We start from the raw sequence: 16,475 nt of genomic DNA, 5'->3' as shown, positions 1-16,475 counted from the left end.
CCTCAAGACTCGAGAAAAGATATGAGCATCATTTGGACGATCATCATCGGTTTCATCGCAGGCGTCATCGCGAAGTTCATCATGCCCGGCGACAACGAGCCCTCGGGTTTCATCCTGACCACGATCCTGGGAATAGTGGGCGCATTCGTTGCGACCTATCTTGGCCAATCCCTCGGCTGGTACCGGCCAGGAGAAGGCGCAGGACTAGTGGGGGCAGTGGTAGGCGCCATCATCGTGCTTTTCGTCTACGGTTTTGTAGCTGGTCGCAGCCGTCGGGCCATCTAACCACAGTGGACGGAATTCCGCGCGTTAGCGGAGAGTTCGCCCGGCGCGAAAGGCGATCGGCAAGATGAAATGGATGCTCGTTGTCTTGGTAGGAGGCATGACCCCGGTCAACACCGACCTGGTTTTCGACAAGTTTGCCGATTGCCTTGCCGCCGAGGAGCAGATGCGAAAGCACTATACGGACGCTTTCGAGGCTTGGGACCGATGGGCCGCGGCCAATATCGAGCGACGACGCGAATACTCAAAGGTGCGCGACCTCCAGGCCAAACGGCTGCTCAGCAACATCGGTACCTGCGTTCCTCACGCAGGCGGCGAGGCCGCAGCGCCTCAGCAACTGAGCAATCCGGCACCTTCTCCGCAAGCCACACCTGCGCCGCAGCCAAGTCCGAAAACGTGACGTTTGAGCCCCTAAAAGCCCCTTGGCACGCCGCTAACCCGAGACATTTTAAGGAGATCAGCATTGAGCGACAGGACCGGCAATGAACCTGCACCCTTGGTGCTTTTCGGCGTGGCAATCATTCCGATCATTGCGGTGTTGGCGTGGTTCGCCTTTTAGGCTTTGAACCTTTTCGCTATCGCGCGTCATACAGTCGAAGCGTCCCTAAGCTTCACTCCTACCAGAAAGCCCCGCTTCCCCCAGCGGGGTTTTCGCTGTCGGCGCTGCATCAACGCACCGTTTTTTTCAAGCGCCCTTTTTGGCTTGACCACTTTTTCCCGATGCAGCAGCCTAGATATGGGCAGGGTTTTGAGGAGGCACAATTGCCGAAAACCCTAGTGGAATTCAGAGCGCAGAACCTTCGTTTGCTTGAACAGCTTTGTCCGGACGATCCGGGCTACATTCAATCGTGGATCAGGAAGTTCGACCAGCAGAATGGGATCGAACCTGAAGCTCCTGCGAAGTCCCGCCGGGAGCGAGGTGTTGCTTCACCCAAGAAGGCCAGGTCCGGCGACCGAACCAATTGAGCGCGTGGTTGCCTTCGCTCGGCGCCGGACACTACGGCCAAGAGGCGTTGGGCTGGGCAGCTCGCCGCTTTTTCCGGGGAGCGCTCGCCTTGGCCTTCAACTTACCGCTCCCGGTATTCGACACACGAGTCACGCCTCCGAGTGCAGCTGCAAGAACCCTCGCGCTGAGCGAGGGCATTTGGCTCGTCAGCTTCATTCATTCTGATCTGAGATACTTCGACCTGGAGCAGAAAACCCTGCAACCTCTCGACAACCCATTCGGCACGAGGCTGTCACCCACGTCTTAGGTACGTACCGTGACCCCTGTCTTCGGGCTGGCATTGAAAGCCTTGGAGCGGGTGAAGGGAATCGAACCCTCGTATTCAGCTTGGAAGGCTGCTGCTCTACCATTGAGCTACACCCGCGACAGGGGCTCCCTAACACGGCCGGGCGGCGGTCTCAACTGCCCATCAACTGCCCAATCGACTGCTTTCCAGCGCCTTCCCGGTCTTGCGAACAGCTGCTGGTTCCTCCCGACCCGCCTCCCCTTAACAACACCGGAATTGCCGCCTATATTGATGTCTTCCGCAACCAACGAAAGGAGGTGATCCAGTGTCTCTTACCAAGCGCTGTCACCTCGCTGGGATCGCCCGCTAAGCTTTGAACAAAGGCTTGGCATCGGGGCGCTCTCAGCCCTGGACCAGCGAGCAAGAAATCGGGCGCGACGGGGCCTCCCCGCCGCGCCTTTTTCGTAGGTCACGCGCCTGCTGTTCAGGCGGGCGGCTCGCCGGCGAGCACCTCGCGGATCCTCAATGACAGGTCCGCCTTCCGGTACGGCTTCCTCAGCAACGCAACGCCGGGACCGAGATGACCCTCGTGGTCGAGGGCGTTGTCGGTATAGCCGGACGTATAGAGCACCCTCATCCCCGGGCGGAGGCGGCGCACGGCCTCGGCCAGTTCCTGCCCGTTCATGCCACCGGGCATGATGATGTCGGTGAACAGCAGATCAAATTGGGCGCCCTGCTGCACCAGCGCAAGCGCGGTTGCGCCGTCGCCGGCTGCGAGGGTGCGATAGCCGAGGCTGCCGAGCTGGGCGATGACATAGCCCTGCACCAGCGGATCGTCCTCGACGACGAGAATTGTCTCGTGCCCGCGTGCCGCCGCGGGCGCCTGCAGTGGCCCGGTCCTGGCCTGCGCTCCGCCCGCAGAGCGCGGCAGAAACAGCCGAATCACGGTGCCGCGGCCTTCGTCACTCTCGATCGCAACGCTGCCGCCGCTCTGCTTGGCGAAGCCGTAGACCATGCTGAGGCCGAGCCCGGTGCCGCGACCGACCCCTTTGGTGGTAAAGAACGGCTCGAACACGCGGTCGCGGAGGTCGGCGGGGATGCCATGGCCGGTGTCGGCCACCGCGACCATGATGAAGGCGCCGCGCCCGGCGTCACCGTCGCCAGCGCCATCCGCGCCATCGAATTCGCGGTTCGCGGTCTCGAGCGTCAGCGTGCCGCCGCCAGGCATCGCATCGCGCGCATTGACCGCGAGATTGATGATCGCCGACGACAGCTGCGACGGATCGGCCATCGCCGGCCAGGCGTCGTCCGCGAGGCGGGTCACGATCTCGATGTTTCCGCCCAGGATCGGCTTCAACAGCTTCGCCGTCTCGAGCACGAGGCCGTTGACGTCGATCTCGCGCGGCTCCAGCGGCTGCCGACGCGCAAAGGTCAAGAGCTGCGAGGTGATCTCCGCGCCTCGCGCCGCCGCATCGTCGATGAGCTGGGCGATCGCGGCGAGGTCGGGCTTGTCCGCCAGCCCCTCCCGGATGATCTCGATGGTGCCGATGATGACGGTGAGCACGTTGTTGAAGTCATGCGCGACGCCGCCGGTGAGCTGACCGATCGCATCCATCTTCTGCGACTGGCGAAGCCGCTCCTCCGTCTCGTGCTGCTCGGTCAAATCGGTGGCCGACCCACGATACCCCATGAAGCGCCCGTCGGCGCCGAACACCGGCTGGCCGTTAACGCTGAAATGGCGCGCGCGCCCAGCCGCATCGCGGCCGCGATACTCGAACTTCCGGAACGGCTCGTGGCGATCGAGCGTCGCCAGGTGACCGCGCCATTTCTGCGGCTCGGCATCGCGGTCGAAGGCGGCATCTGAACGGCGCCTCCCGATCAGCGCCGTGTGGTCCATGCCGAAAGCATCGGCCCGCTCTGAAATGTAGGTGAACACGTGATCCGGGCCGGTCTCCCAGAACCAGTCGGATGCGGTCTCGGCATAGTCACGGAAGCGCTGCTCGCTCGCGCGGGCGTTCTCCTCGGCATGCCGCCGGATCTTCAGGTCACGCTCGAGATTTCCATTGGCCTCGCGCAGCTCGCCATAGGCATGTTCGAGGTTGGCGCACATGGCGTTGAAAGCAACGACCACCTTGTCCAGCTCGTCGGCCTCGTAAGGCTGCCGGCGCTCCAGGCGCAGCGGCGGCGGCGGCCGTCCGAGGCTGTATTTGCCGACGTACTCAGCCATGGCGACGAGATGCCGCGTCACCAGCAGATGAAACATGTAGATGATGAACAACGAGACGAGGAACGTCTTTGCCGCCTGGCTTGCCAGAATGACGAGGGCCCTGTTCAGCAATTGCTGATAGACGTCGGTCAGCGTCGCCTCGACCCGGAGCGTGCCGATGGCACGCGAGGTCCCCTGCACCATCGTGCTCAGCGGAAATTCCCGGGTCATGATCGAACGGGTGTTTCGCTCGCCGACTTCGACCCGGATCGGATTGGGCCGATCGGCGATCTCGCGGACCTCCGCCGCACGGATGTCAGGCAGCCGCAGAATGCCATCGAGCTGCAGCTTGAGCTGGTTCTGGTCGAGATTCCACAGGCTCTCTCCGAGGCTGCCCGTGGTGCTGCGGCCGATCTCGTCGAGCCGCGTCTCGATCAGTCCGACCTCACGATTGTAATCCAGATAGAGCTGGAGCGCGGTCAGGGTCAGCGTCACGACCGACGAGAACAGCAGCACGGCGGCCAGCAGCCGGGGCCCGACGCCGCTGCGCGACCAGTTGAAGATCCGCGACAGGAGCGCCGCGAACATCGCAGGCGCGAGCGCGGTGCCGATGCCGGTCAAATCCTGCTTCGCAGCCGCCGGCGCAATGGCGCGGCCACGCTTGGTCTCATCGTCACCTGCGTTGCCCATGCACCATGTCCTCGAAAATGGCGGCACCTGCTCAGCTTACCGACCGCAGCCGCGAGCAAGGTGAACGGTTGAGGCCCTGCCTCAGCACGCGTAGACGTGGCGATCCTGTCGGCCCTCGATCCTGTCGGCCCTCGATCCTGTCGGCCCTTGGGCGGCTTGAGCTCGACAGGGTCATATCTTGCGCCCAGCAACAGGATTCACGCAAACTACCACCTCGCGTGCTAGAATAACATCGGTGAAAGTCCGGAGCTGCCCGCACAACGAGAACGCGCTGTCAACGTTGCGGACCGGCACAGCTGCCATCTCCGGTAGATCGCGCGGCACCGGAATCCGATGGTAGCAGAGCACGCCCAAAGGCATGGCCAGGGAGATGCGTCATGAGGCGGATAGTCGTGGTCTGCCTGTTGCTGCTCGCGGCAGGCCCGTCGCAGGGGCAAGAGGTCATCCGGCTGGCACGCATCGCCGATATCCCCGATCAATATGTCGGCGGCGAGATGCTCCGCGCGGTCTATGCCCGGCTGAACATCAAGCTCGAATTCGAGGATGTCCCCGGCAAGCGCGCGCTCACGCTGTCGAGTACCGGCGAGGTCGACGGCGAGATCCAGCGGATCGGAACGTTGTCTCGCGACTATCCGACGCTGATCCAGGTGACACCTGCGATCAATTACATCGAGCCCACTGTCTTCACCACGAAACTGCAGTTCGACGTCGCCGGCTGGAATTCAATCAGGGACTACAGCATCGGCATCGTACGCGGGGTCGGCTCGTCGGAAGCCGGCACGCGCGGCATGACCCGGGTCACGGCGACCACAAGCCTCGACAACATGGTCAAGATGCTCGATGCCGACCGCTTCGAGGTAATGGTCACCGACCTCTTCAGCGGGTTGGCTGCGGTGAAGAAACTCAATCTCCAGGCCAGGATCCGTCCGCTCTCACCACCACTCGAGCGCATCAGCATCTACCACCATCTGCATGAACGGCATCGCGATCTCGTGCCGAAGGTCGGAAGGATGATCGCGCAGATGGAGGCGAGCGGCGACCTCGCCCAGTTGCGGGAAACCCTGATCAAGCAGGTGCTGAGCGGGATGTGACACGCAGTCAGTTCGTGCGAGCCCGCTCCCGCACTGCAACCGCGGCGATCAGCAGCCCGACGCACCAGGCCATGGCCGCCCGCGGCGGCTCGCTGCCGAGCAGCACGGTAAAGATGCCCGCAAGCAGGCATGGCGCGATCGCCTTGCCGGACCTGCTCGCGAGCGAGAGCAGGAACGGCATCGCGGCGATCGATATCTGCGCGACGTTCATGGTCACACGCTGTTTCGCAGTCGTTGGGCTTAGAAGCCGCAAACGCTCATTGCGGGCGGGCGCTTGCCGCGCCGGCTTTCGACGATGCGCTCGCCGCCGCTCTCGGCGGAGCTGCCGTAATAGCGGTGGTGGCCGCTCTGGTCGTGCAGATCCGCAGCGTCCGACTTTCCCGCCCGACGCGCGTCGCAGATGATCTTGATGGTCGACATGGCCGCCTCCGAAGTGTTCTTGGTGGCAATCAGTCGCGCCGCATTCGGGCGGCGTTCACATTTTTCGGCCGCAATCGGGTTTCGGGAAGGTTTCGTCGCCGCACCCCGCGACGCAATATTTTCCGCAGGCCCATTGTCGGCTGCGACAGTGGTGATACGTCCTTCGGACGCGCGCAGCGAAAATCAACGAGGTGACGATGCTTTACGCTATCCTAGCTTATCACGTGGAAGACGAGATCTTGTCCTGGACGCCCGAGAAGGACGCCGCGGTCGTGGCCAAAGTGATCGAGGTTCAGGCGCCCCTCCGGGCAAGCGGGCATTTCGGCCCGGCCGCCCGCCTGGATGAGACCCGAAAGGCCCGCACCCTGCGTGGCCCCGGCGCGGGCGTCGTGCTGGACGGCCCGTTTGCCGAGACCAAGGAGCAACTTCTGGGCTTCCACCTCGTCGAATACGACACGGACGAGGAGGCGATCGCGGCCGCGCGGACGCTGCGCCAGGTCAATCCGTCAGCGGTCTACGAAATCCGCCCGGTCAAGCTTTACGTGCCGGCCGACGGGTTCGGTGCGACGCCCTCCGACGAATGAGTGGCAGGCCTATTTGTCCGTCCCGGTCGGCCCGACATAGAAGCGCTGGATCAGCAGGCCGCCGAAGGCGATGAACCACACGAACGGCGCGACTTGCGGCGCGAACGCCGCAACGACCGTGCCCGGGATGAACACCAGCAGCGGAAACAGCGAAGCCATGATCTCCTGGCGCCAGCCGCCCAGGATCCTCCACCACAGCCAGGCATTGAGGCCGGCGATCGCAGTCAGGTGCAGGCCGTAGAGCACGGCGACCGCACTGCTCGTGGGGTAGTTGGTGTAGAGGCCGTTGGTCACCGGCAGCAGCACGATCGACAGCAGGAAGAACAGATTGAGGATCACCGCGCCGCGGCTGCCGACGGGCTGGCGCGCCAGTCGCCGGTGATGGCTGATCCAGAACACGCCGGCGATGATGAAGCTGAGCGCAAGACCCGCGAGCTTGCCGGAATAGACCCGGGCGAGATCGTTCCAGTCGGGCGCGCTGGTGAAGACCGCCGCCTTGGGCAGGTCGTAGGCGAGCAGCGTCATGGCGACGCCAAAGATGGTGTTGCTGAGCGATTCCAGCCGTCGCATCTCGAACTGGTCGGATTTGAGCTCGGTCATGCCGGGAGACGCTTTTCGGAATGGAACCTCGGGCCGTCTTGTCCCTAGGTCTTAACATCGGTCTCGTCCAGACGCATTGCGATTCGCAGCGGGATCGCCGACTCTGGCTGTTTCACCGGGGCGATTCGTGGCGACATATCTGGACACGCTCAATGCGGAGCAACGCCGCGCCGTGGAGCATGGCGTGGCCGAGGGTGCGACCGTGGGCGCGCCCCTGCTCGTCATCGCCGGTGCAGGCTCCGGCAAGACCAATACGCTGGCCCACCGCGTCGCGCATTTGATCGTCGCGGGCAGCGATCCGCGCCGCATCCTCTTGATGACGTTCTCGCGCCGCGCCGCGGCCGAGATGTCCGGCCGGGTCGAGCGCATCGCCCGGAAAGTCCTCGGCGAGAACAATGCCGCGATCATGCGCGACGCGCTCACCTGGGCCGGCACGTTCCACGGCATCGGCGCCCGGTTGCTGCGCGAATATGCCGAGCGGATCGGTGTCGATCCCGCCTTCACCATCCACGACCGCGAGGATTCCGCCGACCTGATGAACCTGGTCCGGCACGAGCGCGGATTGTCGAAAACAGAGAGCCGCTTTCCCGCCAAAGGCACCTGCCTGTCGATCTACTCGCGCTGCGTCAATGCCGAGATGGAGATCGAGAAGGTGTTGGGGGCGCACTATCCCTGGTGCGCAGGCTGGGCGGCCGAGCTGAAGGGCCTGTTCGCGGCCTATGTCGAGGCCAAGCAGGCCCAGCACGTGCTCGATTACGACGACCTCCTGCTCTACTGGTCGCAGATGATGAGCGATGCGCTGATCGCGGAAGAAATCGGCGGCCGCTTCGATCACGTGCTGGTCGACGAGTACCAAGACACCAACCGCCTGCAGTCCTCGATCCTGCTGGCGCTGAAGCCCGACGGACGCGGTCTCACCGTGGTCGGCGACGACGCCCAGTCGATCTACTCGTTCCGCGCCGCTACTGTGCGCAACATCCTGGATTTTCCGCAGAGCTTCTCGCCGCGCGCCGAGATGATCACGCTCGACCGCAATTACCGCTCGACGCAACCCGTGCTGGCGGCTGCCAACAGCGTCATCGGCCTGGCGCGCGAGCGTTTCACCAAGAACCTCTGGACCGACCGCAGCTCCGCGCGAAAACCACAGCTCGTCACCGTGCATGACGAGGCCGACCAGGCCCGTTACATCGTCGAGGAAGTGCTGGCCAACCGCGAGCAAGGCACGCTCTTGAAGCACCAGGCGGTGCTGTTCCGGACGTCCTCGCATTCGGGCCCGCTGGAGATCGCGCTCACCCGCCGCAACATTCCCTTCGTCAAGTTCGGCGGGCTCAAGTTTCTCGACGCCGCGCATGTCAAGGACGTGCTGGCGCTGCTGCGCTTCACCGAAAATCCGCGCGACCGCGTCGCTGGCTTCCGCATCCTGCATCTGTTGCCGGGCATTGGACCCGCGACGGCGCAGCGTGTGCTCGACCAGATGGCCGAGAGCACCGATCCGCTCGCCGCGCTCGGCCAGCTCCCGGTGCCGGCGCGCACCGGCGCGGACTGGACCGACTTCGTCCGCACGATCGAAAATCTGCGCTATTCGGAATGGCCGGCCGATCTCGAACGCGTGCGGCTGTGGTACGAACCGCATCTCGATCGCCTCCACGAGGATTCGGAGACGCGCCGCGCCGATCTGATGCAGCTCGAACAGATCGCGAGCGGCTATGCCTCGCGGGAGAAATTCCTGACCGAGCTCACGCTCGACCCGCCGGATGCGACCAGCGACAAATCCGGGCCACCATTGCGCGACGAGGACTATCTGATCCTCTCCACCATCCACTCCGCCAAGGGCCAGGAGTGGAAATCGGTGTTCGTGCTCAACGTCGTCGACGGCTGCATGCCGTCGGATCTCGGCGCCGGCACCAGCGCCGAACTCGAGGAGGAACGCCGCCTGCTCTATGTCGCGATGACGCGCGCCAAGGACGATCTGCACCTCGTGGTGCCGCAGCGCTTCTTCACCCACGGCCAGGCCGCCAAGGGCGACCGCCACGTCTATGCCTCGCGCACCCGCTTCATTCCGGAGCAGCTCGTCTATCTGTTCGAGCGGACCGCCTGGCCGAAGGCCGGCGCAGGCTCAGCGCGCACTGCCGCGCAAGGGCCAAAGGTCGACATCGGCGCGCGGATGCGCGGGATGTGGCGCTAGGCGCCCAGCCGATCGAACTGGACCTTGCCTGCCTTCATCACCAGCGGAATGTGCTCGCCTTGGCCGAGCAGGCAGACCACGTCGCGCAGCGGGTTGCCGTCGACCACCAGCAGGTCCGCGATGGCTTCGGGCATGATGCGGCCGAGCTTGCCTTCCATGCCGAGCACCTCGGCGCCGACCAATGTCGCGCTGGCAATGACGGCGCGCGGCCCGAGAATTTCGGCGCGGATGCGGAATTCGTCGCTCTGCAGACGCTGCGACGGCCCAAGCAGATCGCTGCCGAACCCCATCTTCACGCCGGCATCGCGATAGATCGTGAGCGAACGCAGCCCGGCGTCGCGGACATCGGCGATCTTGGCCACGCTCTCCGGCGGCAGGCCATACTGAGCGCCCTCGTTAGCCAGCGCCTCGTAGGTGACCAGCGTCGGCACCACATAGGCGCCCTTCTCGGCCATCAGCTGCGCGGTCGGAGCATCGACCAGATTGCCATGCTCGATGGTGCGCACGCCGCAGCGCACCGCGCGTTCGATCGCGGCAGCGGTGTAGGCGTGGGCGAGCACATAAGTCTGACGCCCGCGCGCCTCCTCGACGATGGCGCGGATCTCGTCCTCGGAGTAGCCGAAGGCGCCGACCGGGTCAGTCGGTGAAGCGACGCCGCCGGAGGCCATGATCTTGATCTGGTCGGCGCCCATCTGGAGCTCCTCGCGCGCCGCCCTGCGCACGCCGTCGACACCATCGGCAACGCGCGCCAGCGCGCCGACACGCACGCAGCAGGGGCACGGTGCGTCGCTGGCGAGGTAGTCCGAGCGGGCACGCATGTCGCCGTGCCCGCCGGTCTGGCTGAGCGCACGTCCCGAGACGAACAGGCGCGGACCGTCGGTGAGACCGGTCTCGATCGCCTGCTTCAGCGCATGGCCGGCGCCCCCGGCGTCGCGCACGGTGGTGAAGCCCCGCCGCAGCATGCCGCGCAGCAGCAGCGTCGAGCGCAGCGTCACCAGCACGTTCGGCATATGCACCTGCTGCGCCAAATTGAGCTCGACGGCGATCGCATGGACATGCAGGTCGATCAGGCCGGGCATTAGCGTCTTGCCCTTCAGATCGACGGTGCGGTCGGCTTCCACCTGGAGCGGCCGATCGGAGACCTCCTTGATCAGATTGTCCTCGACCAGCACGTGATGTCCCTCCAGGAGGTCCGGCTGAAGCGGATCGAGCAGAGCGGCGTTCTTGAAGAGCACACGGGACATGACGACTTCCTGTCTGATCAGGACTGGATGAGCAGCGCGGGCAAGGCGAGCTGGGCGAATGGAAGACACGCGGCGCTATCGTCCTCGACGTACCAGCCTGCCTCATGGAGCAGATTGAGCGAGCCGAGCGTGCGCCCGCGCCAGCGCACGGGCATGTTGAGCACGCTTTCGCAGCCGAGCGAAGCGATCAGCTCGTGATCGGAGAACACCTCGCGCAGATCGTCCCGGGTCCGGCCGATATACGCCTCGCCGCGGTCGAGCACGGCCTCGGTCCACGGCCCCGGCGCCAGGCGTTTGCGTCCGCCCGCCGGGTAAGGTCCGGGAAGATTGGAATACACCCGCGCTGCTTCCCTCGTGTCGGCGTCATAGGTAAGGATCGTGAACAGCTTGTGCCCGATCGCCGATTTCAAGGCGTCGTCCAGCGCCGAGTACAGGGCATCCGGCTGATCCGCCCTGCCCTGCGCGGCCGCCACGGCGCAGAGCAGCGGATCGGATCGGTGTTTCGTCTCCCTCATGCGACTTCGCCCGCCGCGATCTCTTCCAGCGAACGGCCGCGCGTCGGCACCCCCATCAGCACCACGGTGAGCGCGCCTAACAGCAGCACGCTCGTGGTGAGGCCGAACACGCCGGCAAAGCCAAAATTGGGATAGAGGTAGCCGACCAGGATCGGCGAGACGATCGCACCGATGCGGCCGATCGCGGAGGCGAGCCCGGCGCCGGTGGTTCTCACCGCCGTCGGAAAGACCTCGGCGGTATAGGCATAGACACCCGCATAGGTTCCGTTCATGAAGAAGGACAGCAAGATTCCGGCGACCATGATGTGCTGGTCGCTCTGCGCGAATGCAAGTCCGAGCGCGCTGGCGCCGCCGAGCACCATGTAGGAGGCAATCGTCGCCTGCCGGCCGATGCGCTCGTTGAAGTACGCGGCGCTGAAATAGCCGGGGATCTGCGCGCAATAGATCGCGATCGAATAGGCGAAGCTCTTGGTGATGCTCATGCCGTTCTGGACCAAAAGGCCGGGGATCCAGACGAAGAAGGAATAATAGCTGAACGTGATCGTAAGCCACATGATCCAGGTCATGATGGTGATGCGCGCCTGGCGGCCGGCGAGGAGCGCGGCGAAATTGGCAAGCAGCGTCCCACCCGTCACGGCAGGCGCCGTGATTTCGACGACCGGTTGCGGCAGGACGTGGCCTTGGCTCACAAATCCGGCCTCGATCCTGTCCAGCACGGCTGCGGCTTCCTTCTCCCGGCCCCGGCTTTCCAGCCAGCGCGGCGATTCCGGCAGCGCCCTGCGCCACCACAGCAGCATGACGACCGGCACCGCGGTGATCACCAGAACGATGCGCCAGCCGTTCTCATAGGCGGGCACGATGAAATAGCCGAGCAAGGCCGCCGCGACGAAACCGAAGGAGAAGAAGCCGGCGAGCGCGCCTGTAAAGCTGCCGCGGTAACGCCGTGCGACGAATTCCGCCAGATAGGGCGCAATGATTGCGCTCTCCGCGCCGGTGCCCATGCCCGCGACCACGCGGGCGGCGAAGAAGGACGACCAGTCGTTCACCGCCGCGCTGACGATGGATGCGACGCAATAGAGCGCCAGCGCCGACATCATCACCGCACGACGGCCGATCAGGTCACCCAGCGTGCCCGCCAGCAGCGCGCCGAACAGGAAGCCGATATAGGTGCTGCTGCCGAGCACGCCGATCTGCACGCTCGACAGATTCCAGGTCGTGCGCAGCACCGGCAGGATGAACGCCAGCACGGCTGCGTCCATCGCGTCGAACATGTAGCCGAGCCCGCCCATCAGCAGCAGATGCCCGTGGAAGCGCGCAAATGGAAGGCGCTCGATGCGCGCCGAGATCATCGACATGAAAGTCCCCTCTGTCTGGCGGCCCGGCACTCCGCTCATTCCCTGGGGGAACCATAGACAAGGAGATATTATCGTCATAATTTATAATCATGATCTAGTACATCACTGTGGTGAATGTTCTGTCCTTTCGAACGCTCGACCTCAACCTGCTGAAAGTGTTCGAGGCCCTCATGACCGAGGGCAGCGTCACGCGCGCTGCTAACGCGCTTCTGATGACACAGCCGGCGGTCAGCAACGCGCTCGCACGCCTGCGGGACGCGCTCGGCGATCCCCTGTTCGTCAGGTCCGGCACCGGCATCCGTCCGACCCAGCGCGCCGTGGTGTTGTGGGAGCCGATCGGCGAAGCGCTCGAAACCGTCCGCGGCGCGCTCGACGAGCAGGTGTTCGATCCGCGCCGTGCGCAGACCGAGTTCAGCCTGTCGATGTCGGACTATGTCGCCTCGCTGGTGATGCCGAACCTGCTGAACCATTTCGGCAAGGTCGCGCCGAAGGCGCGGATCCATACCGTCCCCAACACCGTCGTGGAGATCGCCGACCAGCTCGAAGACAATCGCGTTGATTGCGTGCTCAGCGTCTATGTCAACGAGGCTCAGCAGCCGGCCGCCATCCGCTCGCGTTCGCTGTGGACCGTCGACTACGCCTGCTTCATGCGGCGCGGCCATCCGCTCGGGGCGATGAAGCGGCTGAGCACGCGCAGCTTCCTCAACGCGGGGCATGTCGATGTGAGCCTCGCCGGCAAGACCTTGCCTTCCTACGACCTCTTCCTCGCCTCGCGCGGGTTGTCGCGCAACCTGGTCGCGACCGTCAATCACTACAGCGCCGCCTACGAAATCGTGCGCCAGTCCGACCTGATCGCCGTGCTGCCGAGCGATTTGCGCTCGCAATCCCGGCACGCGCCGTTCCTGCACGCCATGCCGCTTCCGCTCAAGGCGCCGCCACGCATCGTCAGCCTGTTCTGGCACCAGCGCAACGACACCGTACCGGCGCAGCGCTGGCTGCGCGACACCCTGGTCGAGATGTTCGCCAGGTCCGACTGAGCCGCAGGCGGTGGGCCCCGACACCATGAAAAAAGAGAAACAATGGGTTTCTCGAAGCAGCATTGTGCACCAGTCCCCGCTGCTTAGCTCCAACCAAAGCAATCCCCTCCCCCAGTGACAGGCGCGCAAGCCGCGCCCGCAGAGACCGCATCAATGACCGCACCGCTCGAATTCGGACTGGACACCTTTGGCGACGTCACCAGGGACGCCTCCGGCGCGATGGTTCCGCACGCGCAAGCGATCCGCAACGTCGTCGACGAGGCGGTGCTCGCCGACGAGCTCGGCCTCGACTTCATCGGCCTCGGCGAACATCACCGCGCCGACTTCGCGATCTCCTCCCCTGAGACCGTGCTGGCCGCCATCGCGTCGCGGACCAGCCGCATCCATCTCGGCTCGGCCGTGACGGTGCTGAGCTCGGACGATCCGATCCGCGTCTTCCAGCGCTTTGCCACCCTGGATGCACTCTCGAACGGGCGGGCCGAGGTAATCCTCGGCCGCGGCTCGTTCACGGAATCCTTCCCGCTGTTTGGCTTTGATTTGCGCAAGTACGAAGAGCTGTTCGAGGAGAAGCTCGACCTGTTCGCGGCACTGCTGTCGCAGAAGCCGGTGACCTGGGAAGGCAAGCTGCGTCCGCCGCTGAAGGATCAACTGGTCTATCCCCCGGTCGAGAACGGCACGCTCAAGACCTGGATCGGTGTCGGCGGCAGCCCGCAATCGGTGGTGCGCGCGGCGCATTACGACCTGCCCTTGATGCTCGCGATCATCGGCGGCGATCCCGCGCGCTTCGCGCCCTTCGTCGATCTCTACCATCGCGCGTTCAGGGAGTTCGGCCGCCCGGCACAGCCGATCGGCGTGCACTCGCCAGGCTATGTCGCCGAGACCGACGAAAAGGCGCGCGAGGAGCTGTGGCCCGACCACAAGGCGATGCGCGACCGCATCGGCAAGGAACGCGGCTGGCCACCGATGGGCCGCGACGAGTTCGTGAACGAGGCCGAGCACGGCTCGCTCTATGTCGGCTCGCCGGAGACGGTCGCGCGCAAGATCGCCAAGACGGCAAAGACACTCGGCATATCGCGGTTTCAGCTGAAATATTCGGCGGGCCCGCTGCCGCATGGCAAGCTGATGAAGAGCATTGAGCTCTACGGGCGGAAGGTGGTGCCGATGGTGCGGGAGATGATGAGGTGACTTGCGCGCTGCGCCAGTCCGCCTGCGCCCTCCGGGCTACGGCGCGACAGCCTTCGCTCACTTCGCGCCATGACCATCGGTGCCGGCTTGCCGAGCCGTAGCTCGCGAAGCGAGCGAAGGCTGGTGGGGGAGGCAGGACTCGAACCTGCGAAGCCATAAGGCGGCTGATTTACAGTCAGCTCCCTTTGCCACTCGGGACACTCCCCCGCTCGATGGCAGCACAATCGGGCCGGACCTTGCCGGCGACCGAAGACGGCCATGGAACGTGAAGGCCGCGACAGCCCGGATGGGGGCGCGACCGGGCGCGGTTATCGGCGAAGCGATGGGGTAAAGTCAACCGAGGCGAACAGCTAAAATCGCCCCCGAAGCCACCCAAATTGCCATATTCCGGGACCCGTGACACAAGCGAGCCCATGAAGGATCGAAAATTCAACCCGAGGGGCCCCCGCGGCGGGTCTAAGCCCTTCAACAGGCCCGGAAAATCCGCCGGGCGCCAGGCCCGGCGCGATCGCGATTCGGACACCGACGGTCCTGTCATCCTCTATGGCTGGCACACCGTCACCATGGCGCTCGCCAACCCCCTGCGGCAGATCCGCAAGCTGACGCTGACCGAGAACGCCGCAAGGCGTCTGGCGGACGAGAACATCGCGATCCCGGTCACGCCCGAGATCGTCCGGCCCCAGGAAATCGACCGGCTGCTGTCGCCCGACGCCGTGCACCAGGGCCTGCTCGCCGAGGCCGACCCCCTGCCCTCGCCCGACATCGAGGATTTGGAGCAGGACGGCATCGTGCTGGTGCTCGACCAGATCACCGACCCGCACAATGTCGGCGCGATCCTGCGCTCGGCGGCGGCGTTTGCGGTGAAGGCGATCGTCACCACCGCGCGCCACAGTCCGGAAGCGACCGGCGTGCTGGCCAAGGCCGCCTCCGGCGCGCTGGAGCTGGTCCCGATGGTGACGGTGCAAAACCTCGCCCGTGCACTGACCACGCTGAACGAGCTCGGCTTCCAGACCGTCGGGCTGGACAGTGAAGGCAGCGCCGATCTTTCCGAGGTCACCCTGCGCGAGCCGCTCGCGCTGGTGCTGGGCGCGGAAGGCAAGGGCCTGCGGCAATTGACGCGCGAGACCTGCAGCGTCGTGGCGCGGCTCGACATGCCCGGCGAGATCAAGAGCCTCAACGTCTCGAATGCCGCCGTGCTCTCGCTCTATGTCGGCGCCAGCCGGCTCGGGCTGATGAAGCGGTAAAAAAACAAAACGCCCGTCCGCATCGCGGACGGGCGTCTCGTTGGCTCAACCGATCAAGCGATCAGTAATAGCGGCGCAGCACGCGGTGGCCGCCATAGTACGGCGCATGGCGCGGAGCGTAGCCGTAGCGCGGACCGTAGCCATAGTGCGTGCGCGGCAGATAGCCGGCGCGCGGGCCGTAGCCGTAGCGATACGGACGGTAATACGGGCGGCGGTAGGGATAGGCGGCCGGGGCTTCGACCGCGGCGGCGCGATAGCCATAGCCGTGCCCATAGCCATAACCACGGCCGTAGCCGTAATTGGCGGGCGCAACCACCGCGTCCTCACGGTAGGTCGGATACGGCGCGAAGGCGCCCGGGCCGGTGTAGGTGGGGCCCTGGTTGACGTGATAATATTGCGTGGTGGGCTCGGCGAGACGCTCATAGGCGCCGTAGCCGTAACCGTAGCCGGCCCCGTAACCGCCGCAACCGGTGTTGCAGCCGGAATAGACCGGCGCGACCGGCTGGCACGGATTGAAGCCGCAGGCCGCGGCGGGCGCGGTGGCAGCGAACATCACGGCAGCCGCCGCGACCAGTCCCGAAATCATCTGACGCATTACTCTCTCC

16 protein-coding genes and 2 tRNA genes are annotated in these 16,475 nt (G+C 65.0%); 8 read left to right on the top strand and 10 right to left on the bottom strand.

Features of this window, described 5'->3' with window-relative positions; translation table 11 throughout:
- Positions 1 to 21 precede the first annotated feature (21 nt).
- The gene (locus tag IVB40_RS14310) at positions 22 to 285 is read left to right on the top strand and encodes a GlsB/YeaQ/YmgE family stress response membrane protein (protein WP_018459399.1); all 264 of its coding nucleotides are present in this window, start codon (positions 22 to 24) and stop codon (positions 283 to 285) included.
- A gap of 64 nt (positions 286 to 349) precedes the next feature.
- Positions 350 to 682 (top strand): hypothetical protein, encoded by a 333-nt coding sequence (locus IVB40_RS14305; RefSeq protein ID WP_247287070.1) that lies wholly within the window; start codon positions 350 to 352, stop codon positions 680 to 682.
- Positions 683 to 1,578: 896 nt separating this feature from the next.
- Here IVB40_RS14305 and IVB40_RS14300 read toward each other — a convergent pair.
- Both IVB40_RS14300 and IVB40_RS14295 read right to left on the bottom strand, forming a co-directional pair.
- Positions 1,579 to 1,652: transfer RNA gene (locus tag IVB40_RS14300), tRNA-Gly, on the bottom strand.
- A 346-nt stretch (positions 1,653 to 1,998) separates the two neighbouring features.
- Complete coding sequence (locus tag IVB40_RS14295) at positions 1,999 to 4,410, bottom strand: ATP-binding protein (protein ID WP_247819148.1); 2,412 nt, start codon at positions 4,408 to 4,410, stop codon at positions 1,999 to 2,001.
- A 377-nt stretch (positions 4,411 to 4,787) separates the two neighbouring features.
- Here IVB40_RS14295 and IVB40_RS14290 point away from each other — a divergent pair, with 377 nt between their 5' ends.
- Positions 4,788 to 5,501, top strand: a complete 714-nt coding sequence (locus tag IVB40_RS14290) for a transporter substrate-binding domain-containing protein (RefSeq protein ID WP_247819147.1) — start codon at positions 4,788 to 4,790, stop codon at positions 5,499 to 5,501.
- Between the two features lie 7 nt (positions 5,502 to 5,508).
- Here the strand turns inward: IVB40_RS14290 and IVB40_RS14285 are convergent, their stop codons facing one another.
- Both IVB40_RS14285 and IVB40_RS14280 read right to left on the bottom strand, forming a co-directional pair.
- Positions 5,509 to 5,712: a hypothetical protein gene (locus IVB40_RS14285; RefSeq protein WP_247819542.1), complete on the bottom strand. Its 204-nt coding sequence runs from the start codon at positions 5,710 to 5,712 to the stop codon at positions 5,509 to 5,511.
- A 29-nt stretch (positions 5,713 to 5,741) separates the two neighbouring features.
- Positions 5,742 to 5,921, bottom strand: coding sequence for a hypothetical protein (locus tag IVB40_RS14280; protein ID WP_247287073.1), 180 nt, complete (start codon positions 5,919 to 5,921; stop codon positions 5,742 to 5,744).
- Between the two features lie 197 nt (positions 5,922 to 6,118).
- Between IVB40_RS14280 and IVB40_RS14275 the strand changes: the two genes are divergently transcribed.
- Positions 6,119 to 6,505, top strand: a complete 387-nt coding sequence (locus tag IVB40_RS14275) for a YciI family protein (RefSeq protein ID WP_247819146.1) — start codon at positions 6,119 to 6,121, stop codon at positions 6,503 to 6,505.
- A gap of 9 nt (positions 6,506 to 6,514) precedes the next feature.
- Here the strand turns inward: IVB40_RS14275 and IVB40_RS14270 are convergent, their stop codons facing one another.
- Positions 6,515 to 7,105 (bottom strand): TMEM175 family protein, encoded by a 591-nt coding sequence (locus tag IVB40_RS14270; RefSeq protein WP_247287077.1) that lies wholly within the window; start codon positions 7,103 to 7,105, stop codon positions 6,515 to 6,517.
- Between the two features lie 127 nt (positions 7,106 to 7,232).
- Between IVB40_RS14270 and IVB40_RS14265 the strand changes: the two genes are divergently transcribed.
- Positions 7,233 to 9,290 (top strand): ATP-dependent helicase, encoded by a 2,058-nt coding sequence (locus IVB40_RS14265; protein WP_247819145.1) that lies wholly within the window; start codon positions 7,233 to 7,235, stop codon positions 9,288 to 9,290.
- On the opposite strand, the gene IVB40_RS14260 is transcribed toward IVB40_RS14265, so the two are convergent.
- From IVB40_RS14260 to IVB40_RS14250, 3 genes are read right to left on the bottom strand one after another with little or no spacing between them, the layout of a single operon-like run.
- A complete protein-coding gene (locus IVB40_RS14260) occupies positions 9,287 to 10,534 on the bottom strand; it encodes an amidohydrolase family protein (RefSeq protein ID WP_247362067.1) in 1,248 nt (415 codons plus the stop codon). The two genes, IVB40_RS14265 and IVB40_RS14260, sit on opposite strands and share 4 nt — an antisense overlap.
- 17 nt (positions 10,535 to 10,551) lie before the next feature.
- Entirely contained in the window at positions 10,552 to 11,049 is a 498-nt protein-coding gene (locus IVB40_RS14255) for a GAF domain-containing protein (RefSeq protein WP_247362070.1), read from the bottom strand.
- Positions 11,046 to 12,404 carry an MFS transporter gene (locus tag IVB40_RS14250; protein WP_247437775.1) on the bottom strand — a complete coding sequence of 453 codons (1,359 nt, stop codon included), beginning with the start codon at positions 12,402 to 12,404 and terminating at the stop codon, positions 11,046 to 11,048. The genes IVB40_RS14255 and IVB40_RS14250 overlap by 4 nt, the downstream gene beginning before the upstream one ends.
- 110 nt (positions 12,405 to 12,514) lie before the next feature.
- Between IVB40_RS14250 and IVB40_RS14245 the strand changes: the two genes are divergently transcribed.
- Both IVB40_RS14245 and IVB40_RS14240 read left to right on the top strand, forming a co-directional pair.
- On the top strand, positions 12,515 to 13,441 hold the full coding sequence (locus tag IVB40_RS14245) for a LysR family transcriptional regulator (RefSeq protein ID WP_247819144.1): 927 nt from the start codon (positions 12,515 to 12,517) through the stop codon (positions 13,439 to 13,441).
- A gap of 153 nt (positions 13,442 to 13,594) precedes the next feature.
- A complete protein-coding gene (locus IVB40_RS14240) occupies positions 13,595 to 14,626 on the top strand; it encodes an LLM class flavin-dependent oxidoreductase (protein WP_247819143.1) in 1,032 nt (343 codons plus the stop codon).
- A gap of 121 nt (positions 14,627 to 14,747) precedes the next feature.
- Here IVB40_RS14240 and IVB40_RS14235 read toward each other — a convergent pair.
- Positions 14,748 to 14,833: transfer RNA gene (locus IVB40_RS14235), tRNA-Tyr, on the bottom strand.
- A 206-nt stretch (positions 14,834 to 15,039) separates the two neighbouring features.
- Between IVB40_RS14235 and rlmB the strand changes: the two genes are divergently transcribed.
- Complete coding sequence (gene rlmB / locus IVB40_RS14230; protein ID WP_247437766.1) at positions 15,040 to 15,870, top strand: 23S rRNA (guanosine(2251)-2'-O)-methyltransferase RlmB; 831 nt, start codon at positions 15,040 to 15,042, stop codon at positions 15,868 to 15,870.
- A gap of 61 nt (positions 15,871 to 15,931) precedes the next feature.
- On the opposite strand, the gene IVB40_RS14225 is transcribed toward rlmB, so the two are convergent.
- The gene (locus IVB40_RS14225) at positions 15,932 to 16,465 is read right to left on the bottom strand and encodes a hypothetical protein (RefSeq protein ID WP_247819142.1); all 534 of its coding nucleotides are present in this window, start codon (positions 16,463 to 16,465) and stop codon (positions 15,932 to 15,934) included.
- Between the last annotated feature and the right edge of the window lie 10 nt (positions 16,466 to 16,475).

This window comes from Bradyrhizobium sp. 40 (assembly GCF_023100925.1).
Classification (GTDB): Bacteria; Pseudomonadota; Alphaproteobacteria; order Rhizobiales; family Xanthobacteraceae; genus Bradyrhizobium.
The sequence above is the reverse complement of the archived record's forward strand: the minus strand, read 5'-3'. Positions and strand labels throughout refer to the sequence as shown.